The following is a 22,320-nucleotide window of genomic DNA, read 5'->3' on the forward strand; positions in this document are numbered from 1 at the left end:
GTGCAGCCCGCCATTGCGTGGCGGTTGCGGTGGTGGTGGTGAGGGCGTGCGCGATGCGATTCATGCCATTGATAATGCGCGGTGGCGAGGGGAACGTCAAGGGTCGCTCCCCACACTCTCAGCCGGTGAAAATATGCGCTTGCCCCATCACGTTGAGACTGACCTGCGCCCCGGGCCGCAGGCCTTCGCGGCTGACGGTTTTGATCTCGAGCTGCGCGCCGTCGGCGGCCATTTGCAGATTGAGGGTGGAGACGAAGCCGGCGAAATCGATGCTGGTGATCACCGCCTGGCCGCGCTGCGCCGGATCGGACAAACCGATTTGAATCTGCTCCGGGCGCAACATGATGCGCGCCGGGCCGCTGCGTTGGCGATCGTCGACGGCGATGCGCCCCAGTGCGCAGTCGGCCCAGCCGTGCGCCAGTTCGGCGGTCAACACCAGCGTTTCGCCAAGGAAGCTGGCGGTCGGCTCATCAACCGGCCGCAGATAGAGATCCTGCGGCGCGCCCACCTGCGCCAGCCGGCCTCTGCGCATCACCGCCACCTGATCGGCGAACGACAGCGCCTCGCTCTGATCGTGGGTGACCAGAATCGACGCCACCTTGGCCTCCGTCAGCAGTTCGGCCACCGCTTTGCGGGTGGCGGCGCGCAGGCCGGTATCCAGCGCCGAGAACGGTTCATCCAGCAGCATCAGCCGGGGTTGTTGCGACAGGGCGCGCGCCAGCGCGACCCGCTGTTGCTGCCCGCCGGACAACTCGTGCGGCCACAGCGCCGCCAGACGGCGATCCAGCGCCACCATCTCCATCAGCGCCTCGATGCGCCGCTGTTTCTCGCGCTTGCCGCCTTTGAGGCCAAAACCGATGTTGCCGGCGACGGTAAAGTGCGGGAACAGCGCGCCATCCTGCGGAACGAAACCGATGCCGCGCAGATGCGCAGGCACCCAGCCGCCGCCGTTGCCCATGGCTTGTCCCTGCAGCAGGATCTGGCCGCCGTCGGGGATTTCAAAGCCGGCGATGATGCGCAGCAGAGTGGTTTTGCCGGAACCGGAAGGGCCGACGATCGCCGTGCGGCTGCCGGCGGCAACCTGCAGGTCGATGTGTTCCAGCACTCTGATGGCGTTGTAAGATTTTCCGATACCGTGCAGTTCGAGCGTGCTCATAGTCCCGCCGTGCGTTTAGATTGAGAATAAAGAAGCCAGGTGAGCGGCAATGACAGCGCCACCATAATCAGCGCATAAGGCGCGGCGGCGACGTAGTCTATCTCGCTGGTCAGCGCCCAGAAGCCGGTGGCCAGCGTGCGGGTGCCGTTCGGCGCCAGCAGCAGCGTGGCGGTCAGTTCATTGGCGATCGCCAGGAATACCAGCGCCGCGCCCGCAGCGGCGCCCGGCGCCGCCAGCCGCAGCGTGGTGCTCCACAACGCCTGCGCCGGCGATTTGCCCAGGCTGCGCGCCACGTTTTCCAATTCCACCGGCGCCTGTGCGATACCGGCGCGCAGATTGATTAGCGCCCGCGGCATAAACATCAGCAGATACGCCAGCAGCAGGGTGATTTCGGTCTGGTAAATCGGCCTGAAGCTGTGAATGGTGATGGTCACCAGCGCCAGCGCCACCACGATGCCGGGCAGCGAACTGGTCACATAGTTGCAGCCTTCCAGCACCCGATACAGTCGGGCCGGATAGCGTACCGACAGCCAGGCCATCGGAATGGCGCACAGCGTGATCAGCAGCGCGCCAGCGGCGGACAGCGACAGCGTTTGCCACAGCGCGGGCCACAGCTCGGCGTTGCGCCACACCTCGAATCCACCCAGCCACAGCCAGCGGGCCAGGGTGATGAAAGGCACGCCCAACGCCAGCGCGGTCAGCGCGATCGGCAGCAGCAGCGCCAGCGCGGCGAGCGGCGGCGAAAGGCGGCGCGGCGTTTGGCTGCGGGCGCTGCCGGAACCGACGCGGGCGTAGCGCGCGTGGCCGCGGCTTATCGCCTCAAGCAACAGCAGCCCCAGGCAGCACAGCACCAACACGCCGGCCAGCATGTTGGCCGCCGGGCCGTTGAAGGTCGACTGGAACTGATCGAAGATCGCGGTGGTGAAGGTATCGAAACGGATCATGGCGTACAGGCCATACTCCGCCAGCAGGTGCAGCGCGATCAGCAGCGAGCCGCCCCAGACCGCCAGTTTCAATTGAGGCAATACCACGCGGAAAAACACCGCCGGCGGCCGCGAGCCGAGTGAGGTGGCGACGTCCTCGATACCGGGATCCAGGCGGCGCAGCACGGCGGCGGCCGGCAGGTAGATAAACGGGAAATAAGCGAGCACCGAGATGAAAACGCCGGCGCCCAGGCCGTGCATCGACGGCACCAGGCTGATCCAGGCATAGCTTTGCACGAAGGCCGGCACCGCCAGCGGCGCGGTCGCCAATACCGCCCAGAGACGGCGGCCCGGCAGCGTGGTGCGTTCGGTCAACCAGGCCAGGGCCACGCCCAGCACGGCGCAGATCGGCAGCGTCAACAACACCAACAACAGAGTATTCAACAGCAGTTCCGCCACGCGTGGGCGGAAAACCAGTGCTTTGACCGTTTGCCAGCCGGTTTCAAACGCCACGCCGATAACGAATCCCAGCGGCAACAGCGCCAGCAGCGACAGCAACACGGCGCTGACCACCACGATCGCCCCTGGCCGCGGGTGACGGGGGACAACAGAATAACGCCGCGCGGTCTGCGCGGCGTGGGTACTCAGGTTTGACATAACGATCAAAAACTCTCGGTTTGCCGGCGGGCCTTACAGCAGGCCGGCCTCGGTCATCAGTTCGACAACTTTTTTACTGTTCAGCTGTGCAGCGTCTACTTTCGGTGCGTCCAGATCTTTCAGCGGCACCAGTTTCGGGTTGGAGGCCGCGCCAACGCCGACGGCGTATTCGAAGGCGTTGTTGGTGCGCAGGATTTCCTGGCCCTGTTTACCGGTGATCCACTTGATGAACGCCTGCGCCTGCTGCTGATGCTTGCTGGAAGCCAGCACGCCGCCGCCGGAGATGCTGACGAACGCGCCAGGATCCTGATGTTTGAAGTAATACAGCTTGATGTTATTGCTGTTTTCGCCGGTTTTCGCGCCATCCACGAACGGGTAGTAGTGATAGATCACACCGCTGTCGACCTGGCCGGCATTGACCGCTTTCATTACCGTGCTGTTGCCCTTATAGGCGGTGAAGTTGGTTTTCATCGCTTTCAGCCACGCCAGCGTGGCTTTCTCGCCTTTCAGCTCCAGCAGCGCGCTGACGATCGCCTGGAAATCGGCGCCCGATGGCGAAGCGGCCCAACGGCCTTTCCATTCCGGTTTGGCCAGATCCAGCAGTGACTTCGGCAACTGCGCGTCGCTCAGTTTGGCCGGGTTATAAACAAACACGGTAGAACGGGCGGCGATGCCGATCCAGCGGCCGTGGCTTGGGCGATATTGTGGTTCCACCTGGGCCAGCGTGGCGGCGTCCAGCGGGGCGAACAGCTTGGCGTTATCCACCAACACCATCGCCGGGGAGTTTTCCGTCAGGAACACGTCGGCAGGCGAGGCGCTGCCTTCCTGCACCAGCTGATTGCCCAGCTCGCTGTCGCCGCCGTTGCGCAGCGTGACTTTGATGCCGGTGTCTTTGGTAAACCCGTCGACCCAGGATTTCACCAGATTTTCATGCTGGGCGTTGTAAATAACGATGCCCTGGTCGGCGGAGGCCGCCTGAGCGCCAAAGGCCAGCATCATCGAGGAGGCGAGCAGGGCGACGGGGCCGAGAGATGAAATACGCAGCTTCATGCAGTTATCCTTTTTAGCGTTCGAATGAAGAAAACGAATATCGCCTGGCAAGCGCAAGCAGGCCGATTTTAGCCAAGAACATCAATAATGATAGTGAAAACGATTCGTATTAAATTATTTTTGACGATCGCTCACAAAATGAATTGCCCTAAGGATATGTTAAGCTTCGGCTGGAATAATCTATATTGATTGCCTGAATTTATGTCACCGCCGATTCACGGCGTTCCCGGCGGCAATGCCGGTCTCCGCGTTTATCCTCGTGTTCTTCATCGTTCCGTCGCCAGTACTTCTTTGATAATGAAAGAAATTCAACACCGCTTTTGGTTATGACTCATAGCGATTAATGATTTAATTTATTCCACTGCCTCATTGCATATTAAACGCGATAAAACACTAATCAGGGATATCGACGTGAAATATTCATTTAATGGCAAGAAACTGGCTGGTTTAATCCTCCTGGCTTTTAATGCTACGGCTGCCCATGCCGCAGAGATGCCGGCAGGCGTTAAACTGGCGGCGGTGCAAGAACTGGTGCGCGCCAACGGGTATGAACCGGCGACGCTGGATCCAAACCTGGCCGAAAGCAATGTGGAGTTCTACATCTTCAACGATCTGTTCGAAGGCTTGCTGCGCGTCGGAAAAGACGGTGAAGTGATCCCTGCACTGGCGCAGACGTGGGAGCATCAGGGCAACGTCTGGACTTTCCATCTGCGGCCGCAGGCCAAATGGTCGAACGGCGATCCGGTGACCGCCGACGATTTTGTATACAGCTGGCGGCGCCTCACCGATCCGAAAACCGCCTCGCCGTACGGCAGCTATCTGGCTTCGGCCTACGTGCTGAATGCCGCAGCGATCAACGCCGGCAGCAAACCGCCAAGCGAGCTGGGCGTCAAGGCGCTGGATGCGCACACTCTGCAGGTGACGCTGTCGGAGCCCAATTCCTATCTGCTCAAGCAACTGGTGCATTTCCCGGTTTTGCCGGTTAACCGCAAGGTGGTGGAGCAGTACGGCAAAAACTGGACGCAGCCGGCGCACTTTGTCGGCAACGGGGCGTTTCGCCTCAGCCAGTGGGTGGTGAACGAAAAGGTGGTGGTGGAACGTAACCCGCAGTATTGGGATAACGCCAATACCGTGCTCAACAAGGTAACCTTCTTGCCGATCCAGGGCTTCCCGGAAGTGGCGCGTTTTCGCGCCGGTGAGGTTGAGCTGGGGTATACCACGCCGCCGGAGCTGTATCAGCAACTGAAAAAAACGCTCGGCGAGCAACAGCTGGTGACTTATCCGCTGCTCTCCACCAGTTATTTCGCTTTCAATAATCAGCAGGCGCCGTTTAACGACGTGCGGGTGCGCCAGGCGCTGAACCTGGCGCTGGATAAAGAGATCGTCGCCGGCAAAGTGTTGGGATACGGCCAGCAGCCGGCCTGGACCTTTACCCCGACCGGCGCGGGCGGCTATCGCCTGCAGCCCGGCGCCGCGGCCGGTTTGACGCCGGAACAACGCCACGCCCAGGCGAAGCAACTGCTGGCGGAGGCCGGTTTCAACGCCGAGCATCCGCTGCGCTTTACCGTGTTGTACAGCAATGACGCCACCATCAAGAAGATCGTCATCGCCGCCGCCGCCATGTGGAAAAAGAACCTTGGCGCAGAGGCCACCTTGCAAAGCCAGGAGCGCAAAGTCACGCTGGACAATATCAACCGCGGGCAGTACAGCGTGGCCTTTACCCGCTGGCTGGCGGATTACGACGATCCTTCTACCTTCCTGAACGTGTTCCGTTCCGACAGCAGCGAGAACAGCCCCAAATACCGCAACCCGGCGTACGATCGCATTTTGCACCAGGCGACGGCGGCGCCGACACCGCAGCAGGTGCAGCAATATTTCCAGCAGGCCGAGGCGGTGCTGGCCGTCGATACGCCGGTAGCGCCGGTATACTACGAAGCCAACGCCACGCTCATCAAACCTTACGTGAAGGGGATCGACTTTACTCGTCAGGGCGCCTTATACGATAAAAACGTCTACATTCTCGAACACTGAAAAATAAAAGACGGCTGATTTATATCAGCCGTTTTTATAAATGTCCGTTTAATAACATTATCCTAAATACTCCATAAACGACGGGCAATCTTTTCTTCCCGCCGGATAAAACAACGCCTATACTGCGCCGGTAGTTTATATGCAGTATCTCGTTTGGCGAGGCTCCTATACAAACACAGGTTACTGATCTGACGACATCGAGAGATGCCCAAGGTTAAGACAGGCTTTATCGGATTAAGGTTCAGCCCAAAGTAACTTCCGAGCAACAGCTCGGATACGTTGTATAGTGCTAAAACCTGGACGCGGAGATAGGCAGTCTGCACTCCCTCTGTGGTTACGCCCCTATGCGATTCGCTGTTGAAGTTCACAACAGAAATAGGGACTGACAAAATGATCAAGTCACATCAATACTCTTCTTCTCCGGCGCTGAGCGCGACTGAAACTCTCGATGAAACTTCGGTCGCCGGTTATATGAACGCCGATTTTATTACCGTTCCCGCGACGATGACGGTCAATCATGCCCGGGAATATTTACTTTCACAGCTCAAAACGGACGAAATTCCTACCCGGGTCTTTATTACCGCGGACGATTATCATCTGCGCGGCACACTGTCGGTGAAAAAACTGTTGCAGTGCGAAGAACAGGATAAAGCCGTCGGCGTGATGATGGATTACAGCTATTTCCAGGTTTCACCCGACGATGACCGCAACGACGTGGCGCATCTGCTGGGCAAAGGGGGGCTGGACGTGGTGCCGGTGGTGGCCAACAACACGCTGGTCGGCGTACTGGGCGAGCGTGAGATCGCCCGGCTGGTCGAAGATGAAAACACCGAGGATGCACAACGCCAGGGCGCGAGCCTGCCGCTGGACAAGCCTTATCTGGAGACCAGCCCGTGGGCGCTGTGGCGCAAACGTTCGGTGTGGCTGCTGATGCTGTTCGTCGCCGAAGCTTACACCGGCAACGTGCTGAAAGCGTTTGAAGATCAGCTCGAAGCGGCGATTGCGCTGGCGTTCTTCATCCCGCTGCTGATCGGCACCGGCGGCAACAGCGGCACCCAGATCACCTCGACGCTGGTGCGCGCCATGGCGCTGGGCGAGGTCAGCCTGCGCAATCTGGGCGCGGTGATCCGCAAGGAGGTCACGACCTCGCTGCTGATCGCCGTCACCATTGGCCTGGCGGCCTGGGTGCGCGCCTGGATCATGGGCGTCGGCATGGAGGTGACGCTGGTCGTCAGCCTGTCGCTGGTGGCGATCACCGTGTGGAGCGCCATTGTTTCATCGATCATTCCGATGCTGCTGAAACGGCTCGGCATCGATCCTGCCGTGGTGTCGGCGCCGTTTATCGCCACCTTTATCGATGGCACCGGCCTGATTATTTATTTCAAAATCGCCCAGCACGTTTTGGGTATTTAAACCGCTCCGCCCGTAAAGGGCGGGAATGTGACAAACCTGAGGAGGACGTTAAAAACCATGGACGCCGACCAACCCCGATATTTAACGCAAGGGGCTTTTATCGATAACATTTAACCTGAGGACAAAATAATGGGAAACATGACTATTTTTATGGGATTCCTGGCAATGATCAGCTCGCTGGGCCTGTTGGCGGCCTATATGAGCACCAAATGGGATGATTGATGAACGCTAAAGATCCGCCTAGATGCATCCTCCCCGCGATCGCTATTTATTATGGGGAGGATTTAGCGGCGCGCTGAACGCGCAGCCTAAAACGGGAGTTGATAATAATGACGATTCTTATTCTGGGATTGCTCTACGCCATTTTAATGATCTCGGTGGGCGTTAATGAGATTTATTTTTATTCCACCGGAAAATCCAATTTTCTTACTAGCCTCATGCTGACATTCTCTGGCAGTATGCTGCTGATCGCCTTTGTCTGGCAATTATCCTCTAAAGTAAAAAAATAAATCACCGTCCGAATGTGAGCAGCATCATGCAAAATGAAAAGCAGGCCGTGGCCAGAAACTCGATGATCGCCAGCGGGTTGCTGGCTACGGGCAAATTCGTCGCCGGCATTTTCACCGGCAGTATTGGCCTGATATCCGAAGGGATCCACTCTTTTACCGATTTTATCGCCACCAGCATTACCTGGCTGGCGGTGCGCATCAGCGATAAGCCCGCCGATGACGATCACCACTTCGGCCACGGCAAGGTGGAAAACCTGGCGGCGCTGTTCGAGGTGCTGCTGTTGTTGGCTGCCGCCGGTTGGATTGTCTATGAGGCGGGCGGCAGCCTGCTCGGGCAACCGCATAAGATCGTCGCGGCGCCGGTGGTGATCGCGGTGCTGCTGATCTCCATCTGCGTCGATTTCTTCCGCGTGCGGGCGCTCAACCGCGTCGCTAAAGCGACCGACAGCGCGGCGCTGGAAGCGGATGCGCTGCATTTCTTCTCCGACATGCTTTCGTCCGGCGTGGTGCTGCTGGGCATGGTGTTTGTACTGCTGGGTTTTGGCCGTGCGGACGCCATTGCGGCGCTGATCGTCGCCGGTTTTATCTTCATCGCGGCGATTAAATTGGGTAAGCGCTCTTTCGACTCGCTGATGGACGCTGCGCCGGCCGGAACGACCGAAGACATTCGCGCCACGCTGGACAGCTTCCCGGCGGTGCTGGCTTGCGACAGCGTGCGCATTCGCAACGCCGGCGCGGTGCTGTTTGTCGAGATCACGGTGGCGGTGTGCCGCACCTTGCCGCTGGAGCGCATCGATGCGCTGAAGCGAGAGATCGTCGAACGGCTGCGGGAGCAGTACGCCAGGGCGGAATTCACCGTCATCGCGGTGCCGCAGACCCGCAGCGACGAAGACATGGCGACGCGCATTCGGGCGATCGCCGCCAACCACGGCGCGCAGGTGCAGAATGTGACCCTGCAGCAGTTGCCGACGCGTATGGCGATCGGCATGGATTTGGCGGTGCCGGCCCATGCCAGCGTGGCGCAGGCGCATGACATCGCCACGGAAATAGAAGGGATCCTGCGCCAGGCGATCGGCGAAAACACTGAAATAGAGACGCATCTGGAGCCGCAGACGCCGCATTGGCTGGCCAGCGAGGATGTCGACGCGGCGGAGCTGGCCGATATTCGGCGGATACTGCAGTCGGCGCTGGAGCAGGGAGAGATGGTGCAAGACGTCCATAACATCCGCGCGCGCAAGACCGACGGCGGCATCATCGTTAACTTCCACTGCCGGGTCTCGCCGGCGGTGACCATCGCCGCCGCGCACGATGCGGTCGATCTGATTGAACGGCGGCTGCGCGCGCTTTATCCGGCCATTACGCGCGCGATAGGGCACGTCGAGCCGATCAAGCCCGGCGTTTGAATCAGCTCGGCCAACTGCGGATAGAGCGCCGCGTTGGCCAGCAGCAGCGGGTTGCCGCGTCGCAGCCCGTTGTGGTGCATAAAGTCATTCGTCACGCCGCCGGCTTCGCGCGTCAGCACCAGCCCAGGCAGGCTGTCCCAGGCGTTCATGTGCGGTTCGTAATAGCCCAGCAGCCGTCCGGCGGCCACCTGGGCGGTCATCAACGCGCCGGAGCCGCTGCGCACAAACATCCCTCCCGTCTGCAGCAGGCGACAGAGAAAGCCGCTGAATTCCGCCGCCGAAGCGCGCGGTGAAATCCCGACGCCCATCACGCCATCCGCGACGCTGCGCCCGGCATGCACGGCGATCGGTTCCCCGTTCAGGAAAGCGCCTTGGCCGCGACAGGCGCGGAACATCTCGCGGTGGTTGGGATCGTAGACCACGCCGATCGTCGGCTCACCGTCGATCACCACGCTTATCGCGATACACCAGGTATGCAGCCCGTTCAGGAAGCAGGCGGTGCCGTCGATCGGATCGACGACCCATACGCAGGAGGCGTTATCGTCGGTGCCGCCGCTTTCCTCGCCGAGAAAACCGTCCTGGGGAAACCGGCGATTGATCATGCGGCGGATCAGCGCTTCGACGCGGCGGTCGGCTTCGCTGACCACGTCCTGCAGGCCCTGTTTAAACTCGACGGCCAGACTTTGCCGCCGTTGATAAAAGCTGAAGGCGAGATCGGCGGCGGCGCGGGCGATCTCGCGTGCAAAGCGGTAGCGCGCCTCGATGTCCCGTGGGGAAAGTGAAGTCATGGCAGGCAGTATTCCAAACAAAGTTTAGTGTGCAGGGTGCCATAGTCAGATGACAATACGGTGTCTATTCCTGCTTGATTTCAGGCTTGATTTGATTTATTTACTTTACTGTAAAGTAAATTTAATTATTAAACGTACCATCAAAGCATCCGTCAGCAAGATAATCAGAGGGGTCAGGCATGCTAGCGCATTTTTTCATCTTTCGACCGGTGTTTGCGGCCGTGCTGGCCATCTGCATTATGGCTGCGGGTGCTCTGGCGCTCTGGACATTGCCGATTGAGCAATATCCCGACATCGCGCCACCTGGTGTCACGGTGACAGCCAATTACCCCGGTGCTTCGGCCAAAACGGTAGAGGACAGCGTGACTCAGATTATCGAACAACAAATTAAAGGCATCGATGGCCTGTTGTATTTCTCATCAACCAGCAGTTCGGCGGGCCAGGCTCGCATCAGCCTTAGCTTCGAACAACAAACCGATCCGGACATTGCTCAGGTTCAAGTGCAAAATGCGGTCAATCAAGCAACGTCGCGATTGCCGCAAGAAGTGCAGCAGCAAGGCATCACTGTGACTAAATCGCAGGGTGATAGCCTAATGGTGGTTGCCCTGTACGACACGCAAGGCCGTATGGACAGCGTTGATATCAATGATTTTCTGGTCAGTTCGCTGCAAGATCCGCTGAGCCGGGTGGATGGCGTCGGGGAGACGACGGTGTTTGGTGCCCAATATGCTATGCGCATTTGGCTCAATCCGATCAAACTGAGCGGCTATGGTTTGATGCCGTCTGACGTGCAGGTCGCCATCGAAGCGCAAAATGCCCAGGTCACCAGCGGTGAGATCGGAGCCTTGCCTACGATGGAAGGCCAGTCGTTGAACGCGACCGTGACCGCACAATCGCGGCTGGAAACGCCGGAACAGTTTGAGGATATTATTCTGCGTACCAATACCGACGGTTCGGCGGTGTATTTGCGCGATGTTGCTCGTGTTGAAATCGGGGCGGAAAACTATCAAAACCAAACGCGCCTCAATGGTCACCCGGCGGCGGGTATTTCGATTCAGTTGGCTTCCGGCGCCAATGCGCTGGAGGTGGCAGAGCGGGTACGGGCCGAAGTGAATCGCAGGGCCCCGCAGTTTCCACCGGGGTTGCAGGTGGCTTATCCACGAGACAGCACGCCGTTCGTACTGGTTTCCATTGAAGGCGTCGTACAAACGCTGTTGGAAGCGATCGCGCTAGTGATTGTGGTGATGTATCTGTTTTTGCAAAATTGGCGCGCCACGTTGATCCCCGCCATTACGGTACCCGTAGTGTTGCTCGGTACCTTCGGTGTTTTGGCGCTGTTGGATTACAGCGTAAACACCTTGACACTGTTCGCCATGGTGCTCGCGATCGGCCTGTTGGTAGATGACGCGATTGTGGTGGTTGAAAACGTTGAGCGCGTGATGGAGGAGGCGCAATTGCCACCGCGCGAGGCGACGTTGCTTTCGATGCGGGAGATCAATGGCGCTCTGATCGGCATCGCGCTGGTACTTTCGGCGGTATTTATTCCAATGGCATTTTTCGGCGGTTCAACCGGGATGATCTACCGACAGTTTTCCATCACGCTGGTCGCGGCTATGGTGCTGTCGGTTTTAGTTGCGTTGACCTTGACGCCGGCACTGTGTGCCGGTTTGCTGAAACCGCCGGTGCACCGGCCGCGCAGCCGTTTTTTTCGTGGCTTTAACCGCCTGGTGGAATACGGGCAGCGGCGTTATGGACTGGGATTGAACCATGTGATGGCGCGCAAGGTGCGTTTTTGCCTGTTGGCGCTGCTGCTGGTTAGTTTCATGATCTGGCAATATCTGCGTATGCCTACCGGTTTTCTTCCGGTGGAGGATCAGGGCTCGGTAATGGTCCAGTTTTCTCTGCCGCCAGGTGCCCCGATGGCCAGAACGCAACAGACTGCTGACGCTATCGCCGACTATTTCATGACCGCCGAGCGGGACAACCTGAATGTAATCTTCATGGTTGTCGGGCGCAATAACGCCGGCAGTGGTCAGAATGTCGGTATGGCGTTTGCCGAACTGAAACATTGGTCGCTACGCAGCGGTGATGAAAATAACGCGCAGGCGATTATTAGCCGCGCCAATCGCCATTTCAAAAGCTATCGTGACGCGCAGATCAATGTGTTGTCGCCGCCGGCGGTGCGCGGGTTGGGGCAGTCCAGTGGATTTGAATTGTGGTTACAAGATCAAAACGGCGTCGGGCATGACGCGCTGCAAGCTGCTCAGAGGCAGGTGATCGCCGCCGCCACCGAAGATCCGTTGTTAACGGCGGTGCGCATAAACGGCCTCGAAGATAAAGCGCAATTGCAGGTCGATATCGATCAGCAAAAAGCTAGCGCACAAGGGCTGCAGCAGGCTGACATCACTAACACGCTTTCTGCCGCATGGGGAGGTGCTTATATTAACGATTTTATCGATCGCGGCCGCGTGAAGCGGGTCTACATGCAGGGGGATGCGGCCTGGCGCTCGGCGCCGGATGATATCGATAGTTGGTTTGTACGTGGTGAAAGCGGCAGCATGGCGTCCTTTGCCAGCTTCGCGACTACGCGTTGGCTCTCAGGCCCACAAATGCTTCAGCGCTTTAACGGGCTGTCGGCCACGCAGTTACAGGGGACGGCAGCCGAGGGAGAAAGCTCCGGCACCGCGATGGCGCGTATGCAGAGTATCATCGGCGATATAGACGGCTACCGCCTTGAGTGGAGTGGGCTCTCATATCAGGAGCAATTGGCCGCCGGGCAAACACTGATGGTGTATCTAGCTTCGGTGTTGTTCATTTTCCTCTGTCTTGCCGCGCTGTATGAGAGTTGGTCTATTCCGTTGTCTGTGATGCTGATCATTCCCCTCGGGATTATCGGAGCCGTTGTTGCCGCACGCCTTGCGGGGTATGAAAACGATATTTACTTCCAGGTGGGAATGTTGACGACGATTGGTCTGGCGGCGAAAAACGCGATCCTGATCGTCGAGTTTGTTGAAACACAGCTAAAAACGGGATCCGCTTTGTTGCAGGCGACATTGGAAGGGGCGCGATTGCGTCTGCGGCCCATCGTGATGACTTCATTGGCGTTTGTCGCTGGTGTAATCCCGCTGGCGCTTTCTGTCGGTGCCGGGGCCGCCAGCCGGCGCGAAATCGGTATTGCTGTGATAGGAGGCATGATTTCTGGCACACTGCTGACATTATTGTTCGTACCGCTGTTTTTTGTTCTGACTAAACAAGGGTTGGCACGACTTAAAGCGCGAAAATGAGCCTCTGGGCAGGGGAGATAATATGATCAACCGTCAACCGGGAAGGCCGATGAAGGCCAGGCCACGGATACTGGAAACCGCCAGCGTTCTGTTTTTGCAGCAGGGCTTGGACATCTCTTTGGACGAGATAGCCAACGAGGCGGGAACCACCCGTCAAACCTTATATAATCATTTCCCGAGCAAGGATGCCTTGGTGTTGGAGACGTTCAACCATCTTATCGAAAAGATGCAGCCGCCAATTGCCAGCATTCTGGCACAGGAGAGTGTGGATTTACCGCAGGTGTTGGCACGTTTCGCCTCGGTGGTTCAGGCGCATTTTTTCAGCGTTGAGAACGTGCATTTTCAGCGGTTGCTGGTGCAACTACTGTTGCAGAAACCTGAGTTGTACGCCACGTTGCGCGAACGCAATGCCGGGCGGGTGCTTCAGGCGTTAGTGAGGATATTGGAACAGGCGCGGCAGCATGGGCAAATCCAATTTGTCCATGCGCAGCCGCAGGCGATGGCATTTCTGGGCGCGGTTATGGGGTATCCGTTGCCCGCGGTTTTGCTATCCGACCAGTGGCCGACGCCGGAACAATTGCAACACATGACCGAAGCGGCTATCACCGCGTTTCTTTTGGCCTGGCAATATTCGCCGTCTGCCATTACCGAATAACGAAAGAGAACGTGAGCCTGGTGCTTTGTTGCATATGTAGAGCCTCGGCTGGTATCGCCGCCCGCCAAAACGCCAGCCCGCGCGGATTATCCTGGCTGACCGACAGCGACCAACCGCCGGGATGCTGCGCGAACAAGGCGCGGGCAGCCCGTTGTCCCATCCCGTTGCGTCGCCATTCGGGCTTGATGTAGAACTCCGCCATTTCGGCGGTGGCGCTATCGAGACGCCTGACCAACGCGAACCCGGCCGTTTGCCGATCGCTCAACATCAAATAGGGGTAGCGGCCGGCCTCGCGCCAGTAGAGCGGCAAATAGGGGTAATCCCCATCGGCGCCCAGCTCGCGAAGGCAATCGGACAGCATGGCCGCCAACAGCGGCCGCTGCGCGAGCGAGGCTTGCTCAAGGGAAAATGCCATGTCGCACTCCGTCAAAAAACAGGCCGCCGGATGGCGGCCTGTCAAGGTTAGCCCAGATTCAACCGGGCGGTGATGTCGGCAATCTCGCGGCGCCAGCGCGCCTGAAGCTCCGGTTTCTGGTGCTTCGGCTTGCGCGCCAGATCGGCCTCCAGTTTGCTTTCGAGGGCAAACAGGGCGGTCAACAGCGCTTCTTCGCCTTTCAATCGCTCGTCCGGCGTCGGAGTATCTGCATCGGCCTTGCCCGCCGTCGGCAGAGCCGGCGTTTCGCCCGCCAGGCGCTGATACACCGGCGCCAGATCGTGCCACTCCTCCAATTTTTGCTGGTCGATCAGCCAAAAGCGGTTGCAGCTCTGTTCGATCAGCATCCGATCGTGGGTGACCAGCATGACGGCGCCGGGGAACTGACGCAACGTTTCCGCCAGCTCCTCTTTGCCGGCCATATCCAGGTGGTTGGTGGGCTCGTCCAGCAGCAGCAACGAATGGTTGGCCAGCGTCAGGCCGACAAACAGCAACCGTGAACGCTCGCCGCCGCTCAGCGAACGGATCTGCTGATGGTGGCGCAGGTAAGGGAACCCGGCGCCGATCAGCGCCATTTTCCGCTGTTCCTCGGTCAGCGGCGCGAACTGCGCCAGCGCTTCGCTCAACGTGTCTTCATCGCGCAGCTGCTGCAGGCTCTGATCGTAATAGCCGATGCGCACCCGCGGATGGAACAGCGCCGGACGCTGCGTTTGTTGCTGATACTCGCGCCACAGCAGACGCAGCAGCGACGATTTGCCGCAGCCGTTGCGCCCAACGATGGCGATGCGATCGCCGCTTTTCACGCGCAGATGTTCGAGGTTGAACAGCACCGGCGCATCCGGCGCCGGGCGCACCGCCCAGTGCGGCAGCGCCAGCAGGCGATCGGCGTCCAGCGCTTCTCCCTGCAGCCGCAGCCGCCACGGGCTGCCGGCGGTCAGGGTGGTCTGTTCTTCCTTCAACCGATCGACGCGCTTTTCCATTTGCTTGGCCTTGCGCGCCAGATCTTCGTTGTCGTAGACCTTGCCCCAGACCGCCAGCCGTTTAGCGCTTTTTTCCACCCGGTCGATCTCTTTTTGCTCGGCGTGGCGCCGCTGTTCGTCCGCGGCGTCCTGTTCCGCCAGCGCGGTGCGCGCCGCAGAGCAGGGCAACCGGAAGAACTGCAGCGTTTTGTCGCGCAGGATCCAGGTGCAGTTGGTCACCTGATCGAGCAGATAGCGGTCGTGTGACACCAGCACGAAACTGCCGTTCCAGCTTCGCAAGAACTGTTCCAGCCACAGCAGTGTGGGCAGGTCCAAGTGGTTGCTGGGTTCGTCGAGCAGCAGCAGGTCGGGCTGGCGGATCAGCGCACGCGCCAACAACAGCCGCGTATGTTGGCCGCCGCTGAGGGTGCCGGCAGTCAATGTCCAGCTCTCTGATTCAAATCCCAGCTCCGCCAGTAAGGCTTCGCAGCGCCAGCGCTCGCTGAGGTGTTGGCCCGCAGGCAACTGCGCCAGCACGGCATCCAGCAGGGAGCAGGCGTGCAGTTCAGGCGGCAGGTGCTGTTCGATGCGCGCCATCAGACATTGATGTGACAATGTCACTGTTCCGGTGTGCGCAGGCAGGGCGCCGCTGAGGATTTGCAGCAGGGTGCTTTTGCCGCAGCCGTTATCGCCGATCAAACCGATGCGGTCGCCTTTTTTCAGGCTGAAGGATATCTCGCTCAGCAGGACGCCGAACGCGTTGTCGTAACCGACAGATTGTGCAGACAGTAATGTGCTCATTGCTTACTCAAGAGTTACAGGCATGGCAATGCCTATCGTCAAACATCGCTGACGACAACCCGGTAAGCCGGAGGGAAGATCCTGGATTTTAGTAAGCTTCGCTCAAGCTGGGTTATCGCAGCACGATACCGGTAATGCTTGAGCGGCGACGATTACCAAAGAAGTGTGAGTGAAAAACCAATTCACACGTCAGCATAGTAAGTCTCCTTTTATTGGTTGCAGGTTAATCGGTGGCAGGAGTATAGAGCGCTTTACGCCGCGCCGCCAGTAAAAGCGCCTGAATAATCAGCAAGCTAAGGAGAGCGCGGGCGCGTGGCACACAATGGGAATAATTACGGTATTTCGGCCGACATTAAGCAGCTATTATAATTAGCGTTTATGGTTAAGCGACGGTTCATCCGCCGCCTGTTCGTCTGTCTATCAGATAATGATGCTGAGCACTGAATTTATGTTAAAGCCTCGCCCGTTCCTCCTGTTGTTATTATTGCTGTTGGGTTTGCAGCTGACGCCGTTCGGCGCCGTCGCCGCCACTCAGGACGATCCCGCCGCTGAAAGCGCGCCCGATCCCGCTACGCAGCTGAAAGCCGCGCAAAAGCAGTTGGACAGCATGAAGCAGCTGGTTTCCAAAGCGACGACCGACACCCAGCTCAGCAAGCTGCGGTTGGCGACGGACGATCTGGTCGCCAGCATGGACAAACTCGCTACCGATCTGCAGCCGCTGCAGGAAAAACTGCAGGCGCAGCTGGACGTGCTGGGGCCGGCCCCGGCGGCGGGCGCGCTGCCGGAAACCCCGGCCGTCGCCCAGCAGCGCAATGCGCTGAACAACAGCAAGAAGCAGTTGGACGATGCGGTAAAACGCGCGCAGGCCATCAAGACCAGCGCCTTCGACCTGGGCCAGCAGATCAGCGATCTGCGCCGGGTGGCGTTCAAAACCCAGCTGGCGCTGAACACCGGCAGCATTTTGGGCGTCAAATTCTGGACGCCGGTGGTGCAGCCGTCAGCGGATGATGTGCAGCGGCTGGACCAGTTCAATGCCGAGATGAAAGCGGCCTGGGACGCCAGTTGGCAGGATGAATGGCGTTACGGCACGCTGGCGCTGCTGGCGCTGGCGGTGATCGTCTGGTCCTGGGGGCGCTATTTGTCCGAGCGTTTTCTTGCCTGGGTCAGCATTCGCTTCCTGCCGGACGGGCGCCTGCGCCGCAGCTTTATGGCGATCATCACCGTGGCGGTGACGGTATTCACTACCTCGATCGCGCTGAACCTGCTGTATTACGTCTTTATCCGCGTGCAGCCGCTGCCGGTGATGCTGGAAGACTTCGCCGAAGGCTTTAACCGTCTGGGGATTTTCTGCGCGCTGATCGCCGGGTTGGGGCGTGCGGCGCTGTCGCTGAATCGTCCGTCGTGGCGTCTGGCTTCGCTGGACAATGAAGTGGCCGCCGGGCTGCGTTACTTCTCGCCGCTGCTGGCCGGTCTGGCGCTGGCGTTCGGCACCGTGGAGCTGATCAACAACGTCGTCAGCGCCTCATTGGCCACCACCATCTTCGGCAATGGCCTGGTGGCGGGGCTGATCGGCATGGTGCTGCTGGCGGCGCCGCTGCGCGGCCAGCGCATTCGTCGCCGTCTGGAGCAGCAGGGCGCGCATCTGGAAAAACGCACGCTGGTCGGCGGGCTGGTGCACATCGTCACCCTGGTCTGTTCGGTGGTGATCCTGCTTTCCCTGCTCATCGGCTACATTGCCTTCGCCCGTTTCCTGACCTACCAGCTGATCTGGGTGGTGCTGGTGCTGATGGCGTTCTACTTCATGGTGCTGTTCGCCACTGACCTGTGCGCCGCGCTGTTTTCGCCGCAGACCGTCAGCGGCAAGATGCTGAAGAAAACGCTCAGCTTCAAGGACCGCCACCTGGAACAGATGTCGATCATCACCACCGCGCTGGCCAAATGTTCGCTGTTGCTGTTGATGATTGTCGCGTTGTTCAACGGTTCGTTTGGCAGCACCACGCCGGGTTCGCTGATGGAGAAAATCGTCTCCATCCTGACCGGCGAAGGGTTGCAGCGTTTCAACATCGTGCCAGGCAACCTGCTCAACGCCGTGATCTGCCTGGCGATCGGCATCTACATTCTGCGCGCGGTACGGCGCTGGCTGGGCTCTGAGCTGTTGCCGAAAACCATCACGGACGTCGGCATCCGCGCCTCGCTGGTGACGCTGTTCAGCAATATCGGCTATGTGCTGGTGATTCTGATCACCCTGGCGGCGCTGGGCATCCAGTGGAGCAACCTGGCGTGGATCGTCAGCGCTCTGTCGGTCGGCATCGGTTTCGGTTTACAGGAGATCGTGAAGAACTTTATTTCCGGCCTGATCCTGCTGACCGAGCGCCCGGTGAAGGTCGGGGATATGATCGGCATCGGCGGCGTGGAAGGCGACGTGCGGCGCATCAACGTGCGCGCCACCGAAATCCAGCTCAGCGACCGTTCCACCATGATCGTACCGAACTCGCAGCTGATCTCGCAGAACGTGCGCAACGCCACCATGGGCAACGCGCAAGGCGTGGTGACCATCGCGTTGACGTTCCCGACCTCCATCGATCCGGAGCAGGTGCGCAATATCTTGCTCAGCGCCTATAACGAGTACGAAACCATTCTGGATACGCCGGCGCCTTACGTGCGCTTCAGCCAACTGGGGCCGGACGGCATTATCCTGAGCGTGACCGGCTACGTGCCGAGCCCGCGCATGGTTGGCGCCACCAAGAGCGAACTGCTGTTCAATATCCTCAAGCTGCTGCGCGCGCAGGAAGTGAGCCTGTCCAGCCCGCAGGAAGTGGTGTTTATGAAGCAGCAGGCGACGCGATATCAGGCCAACGAAGAGGAACACTCCTCCTAGCGCCGGTCTGAGGCGGCGGGCCGTTAAGCGACGGCCCGCCGAGCGCGGCTAGTACATCGATGGTTCCACCGATTGCGAGCAGTCGCTATTGGCGCTGGATTTGGTGCAGGTGTAAGGTTCATTCGGCGATGCCGAAGGCGCATTCGATGGGCCGCCGCCGCCGATACAACCGCTCAGCATCAACGTCAAAAACACGAGAATTATCTTCTTCATCTCACCGTCCTCCATTGCGATTCCTCCTTTAAGTATATGCAGGGAAAGCGAACGGCACCGTTCGCCGCTGCGATCTATACTCCCTTGATGCCGTGTCGATGCTCAACCTCGGCGAATGAGGGGAGAAAGATGCAAACCGACGACGATTTGACCCGCTTTGCCGCGCAGGGCGCGCCGCCGTTGCCGCCCGGTTCCTGGCAGGGTTTTGTCGAACACGACGGCGCGCACATCTGGTATGCGGCCTATGGCGCTGACCCGACGGTGATCCTGCTGCACGGCGGCCTGGGCCACAGCGGCAACTGGGGGTATCAACTGCCGGCGCTGCTGGCCGCCGGGTATGGCGTACTGGTCATCGACAGCCGCGGGCACGGGCGCAGCACGAGCGACGCCCGGCCATACCGTTACGATCGCATGGCCGATGATCTGTTGGCGGTAATGGACGCGTTGCGGATCCCGCACGCCGCGCTGGCGGGCTGGAGCGATGGCGCCTGTGTTGCGCTTATCGCCGCCCACCGGGCGCCGCAGCGGGTGGACGGCGTTTTTTTCTTCGGCTGTAATATGGACGCCAGCGGCGTTAAACCGCCCGCGTCCAACCCCATCGTTGAGCGCTGTTTTGCGCGTCATGCGCAGGACTATGCCGCCTTGTCGCCGACGCCGGATGACTTCGATGCGTTCGTCGCCGCCGTGAGCCTGATGATGAGCAGCCAGCCGGACTACCGTGCACAGGAATTAGCGGCCATTCGCGTGCCGGTGACGGTTGTTCACAGCGAACACGATGAGTTTATCCGCGCCGAACATGCCGCCTACCTGAGCGACAGCATCCCCGGCGCCCGTCTGGTGACGCTGCCGGGTGTCAGCCACTTCGCGCCGCTGCAGCGGCCGGCATTGTTCAACCGCGCGCTGTTGGATTTTCTCGCCGGTGTGATGTGTCGCAAGGCGTTTTGAGGGTCGGCGCAAAGAAAACGGGCGCCAAACGGCGCCCAAGGCGTGACAGGTTAGAAATCGACCGTCGCCTGCAGGCTCAGGCTGCGCGGTTCACCCTCAATCACGCGTAAGTTACCGGCGCTGGAGGCATAGTATTCGCGGTTGAACAGGTTTTTCACATTCAGTTTCAGCTGAGTATGTTTCCCCAGCAGCTTGCTGTCCCAGGCGACAAAGGCATCCGCCACGGTATAGGCCGGCATGGTGAAACTGTTCTCCGGATCGCCGGCGCGGCGGCCGACGTAGCGCGCGCCGCCGCCAATGCGCACCTCGCCGGGCACCACCGGCAATGTCATGCGGTGGCTGAGGTACAGGCCGCCCATGTTGGTTGGGGCGTTGACCAGCCGATTGCCGACGTTGTCCGGGTTGAGGTTGTCTTCGACAATTTCGGTTTTGTCGTAGCTGTAGTTGGCGGTGAGATCCCAGTTGCGCGCCACTTCGCCGTTCAACTCCAGTTCGACGCCGGTGGAACGCGCTTTGGGGATACTGCGGGTCACGCCGTTGATAAAGATCGACATGTTGCTTTCATCGATGCGATAGAGCGCCAGCGTGGCGTCAAACGCCGGGGTGATCTGCCATTTTCCGCCTACCTCATAGGTGGTGCCGGTTTCCGGCGTGGCGACATCGCCATTGTCGTCGATGGCGGTGGACGGCGTGAACGAACGGCTGTAATTGCCGTACAGCGACAGACTCGGCGTCAGCTTATACACCAACCCCGCCTGCGGCAAAAACTGGCCGTCTTTGTCATTGAGCGTATTTTTCGGTTTCTGGAAACCGTTGCTGTTGTTCTGATAATACGACTGATAGCGCGCGCCCAGCACCGCGATCCATTGATCGGTGAGATGAATGCTGTCCTTGGCGTACAGGGAACGGCTGAACAGCGTGGCGCGCAGGTTGCTTGACGCGTCACTGTAAGTGGTGCTGTCGGTGACCGGCGTTTCGCCATACACCGGATCGTACATGTTGAAGGTCTTCGAGACCTTGCCGCGATAGGAATAGGCTTTGTAGGTCTGATTCTTCTCGTAGTCCACGCCCAGCAGCAGGTCGTGCTGCATGCCGAACAGCTGCGGCGAGCCGGTCAGATCCCAGGAGTAATAGTGGGTTTGATGATTGAAACCGCGGTTGGCGTCGGCGCGGCGCGAGACGATGCCGGTCGTGGTGTCGACCGCGGTGGCGCGCACTTCGTTGCTGTCGTAACGGCGTTGCAGCCAGGCGTAGTTGAAGCGGGTCGTCCAGATCGGATCCAGCGCGTACTCATAATGGGCGTTCAGACGTTTGTTCTTGCCCCAGGCATGGTTAGCGTAGTCATCCAAGCGGCGGTTATAGGGCACATCGACCGGCTTGCCGTCGATAAATGCGGTGCCGCGATCGTAAGGAATGTCGTACTTGTATTCGCTGTAGGCGATGTTAAAGGAAGCCTGGTCGCCGAACCAACTGAGCGAGGGGGCGACCAGCGTGTGTTCGTCGCTGCCGAAATTGCGCCAGTAATCTGCGTGCTGGCGTTCGGCGATCAGGCGAAAGGCGAAGCCGCCGCCCAGCGGGCCGGTCACATCGACGCTGCCGCTGCCGCCGCCAACACTGTTGGTGGCGCCGCTGATGCGGGTGTTCCAGTCATACTGCGGTTTTTTGCTGATCAGGTTGATGACGCCGCCGGGGCTGAGGATGCCATACAGCAGCGAAGCGGAACCTTTCAGGACCTCAACGCGATCGGTGGTGGCGTCCATGCTCAGCCCTTGGTTGCTGCGCACGCCATCGATGAAGACCGAGCCGTCGGAGTTAACCCCGAACCCGCGTTTGACGAAGCCATCCTCCGTGCCGCCGAGCGTGTTGCCCTGGGTGACGCCGCTGACGAACTTCATCGCGTCATTGACGCTTTTGACCTGGAAGTCGTCAATGACCTGAGAGGTGACGACGCTGACCGATTGCGGCACCTCGGCGATCGGCGCGGCGGTCTTGCCGGCGGTCGAGGCAGTGTCGGCGCTATAGCTGCCGGAAGGCTGGGCCGCGGCGGTCACCGTAATGGATTCCTCCGTTTTTGCGCCGGGCGCGGCGGCGATCGCCAGCGCGGGGAACAAACCGGCAAACAGGGGCAGCGCGTGAAGAACGTGATTTTTATTTCTTTGAGTGGGGGGGCGAAGAACTGACTGGTGCATATAATTCCGTGAAAAATAATAAATAGTAACGAT

The 22,320-nt window shown here is 59.5% G+C and carries 17 protein-coding genes and 1 riboswitch; of the genes, 9 read left to right on the plus strand and 8 right to left on the minus strand.

Annotated elements, in window-relative coordinates; all coding sequences use genetic code 11:
• Nucleotides 1-118: 118 nt before the first annotated feature.
• The 3 genes from ACJ8KE_RS05575 to ACJ8KE_RS05585 are packed head-to-tail and all read right to left on the minus strand — an operon-like array spanning nt 119 to nt 3,786.
• Complete coding sequence (locus tag ACJ8KE_RS05575; protein ID WP_442517153.1) at nt 119-1,156, minus strand: ABC transporter ATP-binding protein; 1,038 nt, start codon at nt 1,154-1,156, stop codon at nt 119-121.
• On the minus strand, nt 1,153-2,736 hold the full coding sequence (locus ACJ8KE_RS05580; RefSeq protein ID WP_110147032.1) for an ABC transporter permease: 1,584 nt from the start codon (nt 2,734-2,736) through the stop codon (nt 1,153-1,155). Before ACJ8KE_RS05580 ends, ACJ8KE_RS05575 begins: the two co-directional genes overlap by 4 nt.
• 33 nt (nt 2,737-2,769) lie before the next feature.
• A complete protein-coding gene (locus tag ACJ8KE_RS05585) occupies nt 2,770-3,786 on the minus strand; it encodes an iron ABC transporter substrate-binding protein (protein ID WP_016927639.1) in 1,017 nt (338 codons plus the stop codon).
• 492 nt (nt 3,787-4,278) lie between these two features.
• Between ACJ8KE_RS05585 and ACJ8KE_RS05590 the strand changes: the two genes are divergently transcribed.
• The 5 genes from ACJ8KE_RS05590 (at nt 4,279) to ACJ8KE_RS05610 (ending at nt 9,142) form a co-directional block, all read left to right on the plus strand.
• Complete coding sequence (locus ACJ8KE_RS05590; RefSeq protein WP_016927640.1) at nt 4,279-5,817, plus strand: ABC transporter substrate-binding protein; 1,539 nt, start codon at nt 4,279-4,281, stop codon at nt 5,815-5,817.
• A gap of 141 nt (nt 5,818-5,958) precedes the next feature.
• Nucleotides 5,959-6,132: riboswitch (M-box (ykoK) riboswitch) on the plus strand.
• 75 nt (nt 6,133-6,207) lie between these two features.
• Nucleotides 6,208-7,230 carry a magnesium transporter gene (locus tag ACJ8KE_RS05595; RefSeq protein ID WP_016927641.1) on the plus strand — a complete coding sequence of 341 codons (1,023 nt, stop codon included), beginning with the start codon at nt 6,208-6,210 and terminating at the stop codon, nt 7,228-7,230.
• Between the two features lie 129 nt (nt 7,231-7,359).
• A complete protein-coding gene (gene mgtS, locus ACJ8KE_RS05600) occupies nt 7,360-7,452 on the plus strand; it encodes a protein MgtS (protein WP_004938109.1) in 93 nt (30 codons plus the stop codon).
• Between the two features lie 107 nt (nt 7,453-7,559).
• Nucleotides 7,560-7,739 (plus strand): hypothetical protein, encoded by a 180-nt coding sequence (locus tag ACJ8KE_RS05605; protein WP_004938106.1) that lies wholly within the window; start codon nt 7,560-7,562, stop codon nt 7,737-7,739.
• Nucleotides 7,740-7,765: 26 nt separating this feature from the next.
• Nucleotides 7,766-9,142, plus strand: coding sequence for a cation diffusion facilitator family transporter (locus ACJ8KE_RS05610; RefSeq protein WP_079452096.1), 1,377 nt, complete (start codon nt 7,766-7,768; stop codon nt 9,140-9,142).
• On the opposite strand, the gene ACJ8KE_RS05615 is transcribed toward ACJ8KE_RS05610, so the two are convergent.
• Nucleotides 9,085-9,930 (minus strand): inositol monophosphatase family protein, encoded by an 846-nt coding sequence (locus ACJ8KE_RS05615; protein ID WP_239441879.1) that lies wholly within the window; start codon nt 9,928-9,930, stop codon nt 9,085-9,087. The two genes, ACJ8KE_RS05610 and ACJ8KE_RS05615, sit on opposite strands and share 58 nt — an antisense overlap.
• A 179-nt stretch (nt 9,931-10,109) precedes the next feature.
• On the opposite strand from ACJ8KE_RS05615, the gene ACJ8KE_RS05620 reads away from it, so the two are divergent.
• Together ACJ8KE_RS05620 and ACJ8KE_RS05625 are read left to right on the plus strand one after the other, a co-directional pair.
• Nucleotides 10,110-13,214 (plus strand): efflux RND transporter permease subunit, encoded by a 3,105-nt coding sequence (locus tag ACJ8KE_RS05620; protein WP_442517154.1) that lies wholly within the window; start codon nt 10,110-10,112, stop codon nt 13,212-13,214.
• Nucleotides 13,215-13,236: 22 nt separating this feature from the next.
• Nucleotides 13,237-13,869: a TetR/AcrR family transcriptional regulator gene (locus tag ACJ8KE_RS05625; protein WP_028127437.1), complete on the plus strand. Its 633-nt coding sequence runs from the start codon at nt 13,237-13,239 to the stop codon at nt 13,867-13,869.
• On the opposite strand, the gene ACJ8KE_RS05630 is transcribed toward ACJ8KE_RS05625, so the two are convergent.
• Nucleotides 13,859-14,284: a GNAT family N-acetyltransferase gene (locus ACJ8KE_RS05630; RefSeq protein ID WP_097101983.1), complete on the minus strand. Its 426-nt coding sequence runs from the start codon at nt 14,282-14,284 to the stop codon at nt 13,859-13,861. The genes ACJ8KE_RS05625 and ACJ8KE_RS05630 overlap by 11 nt on opposite strands.
• Before the next feature lie 47 nt (nt 14,285-14,331).
• Nucleotides 14,332-16,062, minus strand: a complete 1,731-nt coding sequence (locus tag ACJ8KE_RS05635) for an ABC-F family ATP-binding cassette domain-containing protein (RefSeq protein ID WP_284065343.1) — start codon at nt 16,060-16,062, stop codon at nt 14,332-14,334.
• Between the two features lie 448 nt (nt 16,063-16,510).
• Between ACJ8KE_RS05635 and ACJ8KE_RS05640 the strand changes: the two genes are divergently transcribed.
• On the plus strand, nt 16,511-18,940 hold the full coding sequence (locus ACJ8KE_RS05640) for a DUF3772 domain-containing protein (RefSeq protein WP_049299428.1): 2,430 nt from the start codon (nt 16,511-16,513) through the stop codon (nt 18,938-18,940).
• Nucleotides 18,941-18,988: 48 nt separating this feature from the next.
• Here ACJ8KE_RS05640 and ACJ8KE_RS05645 read toward each other — a convergent pair whose 3' ends face one another.
• Entirely contained in the window at nt 18,989-19,153 is a 165-nt protein-coding gene (locus tag ACJ8KE_RS05645) for a hypothetical protein (RefSeq protein ID WP_228009709.1), read from the minus strand.
• Nucleotides 19,154-19,282: 129 nt separating this feature from the next.
• On the opposite strand from ACJ8KE_RS05645, the gene ACJ8KE_RS05650 reads away from it, so the two are divergent.
• Entirely contained in the window at nt 19,283-20,098 is an 816-nt protein-coding gene (locus ACJ8KE_RS05650) for an alpha/beta fold hydrolase (protein ID WP_079449743.1), read from the plus strand.
• A 50-nt stretch (nt 20,099-20,148) separates the two neighbouring features.
• On the opposite strand, the gene ACJ8KE_RS05655 is transcribed toward ACJ8KE_RS05650, so the two are convergent.
• Nucleotides 20,149-22,209 carry a TonB-dependent siderophore receptor gene (locus tag ACJ8KE_RS05655; protein WP_016927651.1) on the minus strand — a complete coding sequence of 687 codons (2,061 nt, stop codon included), beginning with the start codon at nt 22,207-22,209 and terminating at the stop codon, nt 20,149-20,151.
• Nucleotides 22,210-22,320: the final 111 nt, after the last annotated feature.

The sequence above is a fragment of the Serratia sp. CY56464 genome (assembly GCF_052168435.1).
Classification (GTDB): Bacteria; Pseudomonadota; Gammaproteobacteria; order Enterobacterales; family Enterobacteriaceae; genus Serratia; species Serratia marcescens.